This is a genomic window from Streptomyces abyssalis, from assembly GCF_001751365.1.
Taxonomy (GTDB): Bacteria; Actinomycetota; Actinomycetes; order Streptomycetales; family Streptomycetaceae; genus Streptomyces; species Streptomyces abyssalis.
This window is the reverse complement of record NZ_LJGT01000023.1, coordinates 1-1311: the sequence shown is the minus strand read 5'-3', so window position 1 is coordinate 1311 and position 1311 is coordinate 1. Positions and strand designations below refer to the sequence as shown.

1 protein-coding gene is annotated in these 1311 nt (G+C 66.4%); it reads right to left on the bottom strand.

Features of this window, described 5'->3' with window-relative positions:
* Positions 1-33: 33 nt before the first annotated feature.
* A complete protein-coding gene (locus AN215_RS00100) occupies positions 34-1266 on the bottom strand; it encodes an IS30 family transposase (protein WP_070008649.1) in 1233 nt (410 codons plus the stop codon).
* Positions 1267-1311 lie beyond the last annotated feature (45 nt).

The following is a 1311-nucleotide window of genomic DNA, read 5'->3' as shown; positions in this document are numbered from 1 at the left end:
GGCGAATTCGAGGGGTCGTTGCAACACAAGTGATCAACTGGCTGTTGCCAGGAGCTTAGCGAGGCGCTCGGCTGGGGTTTCCCAGCCGAGCGTTTTGCGTGGGCGGCTGTTGAGTTCGGCTGCGACGGCGTCCAGGTGGTCTCGGGTGTGGACGGACAGGTCTGTTCCTTTCGGGAAGTACTGTCGCAGCAGGCCGTTGGTGTTCTCGTTCGAGCCGCGCTGCCAGGGGCTGCCGGGGTTACAGAAGTAGACGGGGATGTCGGTGGCGATGGTGAATGCCTGGTGGGCGGCCATCTCCGAGCCCTGGTCCCAGGTCAGAGACTTCCGCAGGTGCGGCGGCAGGTCCTTCACGGTCTCGGCCAGCGCGTCTCGGGTGTTGCCCGCGCTGTGACCGGCCGGCAGGTGGACGAGCAGGACGTAGCGGGTGGCTCGCTCCACGAGGGTGCCGATCGAGGACTTGTGATCCTTGCCGATGATGAGGTCGCCCTCCCAGTGGCCGGGAACGGCCCGGTCGGCGGCCTCAGCGGGACGATCGCTGATCATCACCATGTTCGGGATGCTGCGGGGCTGGCGCTTGTAGGACTGTCGGTGGGGCCGGCGCCGTGCGCGACCGGTTCGCAGGGCTCGGGTCAGCTCGCGGCGGAGTTCTCCGCGGCCCTGGACGTAGAGGGCCTGGTAGATGGTCTCGTGCGTCACGTGCATCTCCGGCCGGTCGGGAAAGCGTGCACGCAGAGCGTGGCAGATCTGTTCCGGGCTCCATCGCAGCGTGAGGTGGTCCTGGATGAAGTCACGCAGCTGCGAGTTCTGCCCGATCTTGCCGGGCTTGGGACGCGGGCGCCGCTGTTCGGCTCGGCGATGGGCGGCATGCGGGCGGTAGACCCAGCAAGACGCGTCCCCGCGTAACGGCATGCCGTTACGGCGTACTTCTCGACTGATCGTGGACGGGCTGCGGTCCAGCTCGGTGGCAATCTGCCGGATCGAGGCGTTCTCCCTCAACCGGTCGGCTATGTGGATGCGGTCCTTCTCCTGGAGGTAGCGCGAGGAGCCGGAAGCCGAAGCCTCGACATGGATCGGAGGCTTCGGCTTCCCTGTAGGCGGCGCATGCCAGCCGTTGCGCCATCTCTTGCCGGTCCGCAAGTTGATGCCGACGATCCGGCAGGCCTCTCTGCTGCTGTAGCCCTGCTCCATGAGCCGGAAGTATGCCGCCCGCTCACGCGTCAGACGGCGCCCCTTCTGATGCCGGTCCGCCCGGATCTCGAAGTCCATCGCACCCCTTGAACTGGGGTGTTGCAACGACCACTAGAACTCAAG

Excerpts from the sequence above, each read along its gene's own strand:
- AN215_RS00100 (WP_070008649.1), bottom strand. The coding sequence starts at position 1,266 with ATGGACTTCGAGATCCGGGCGGACCGGCATCAGAAGGGGCGCCGTCTG.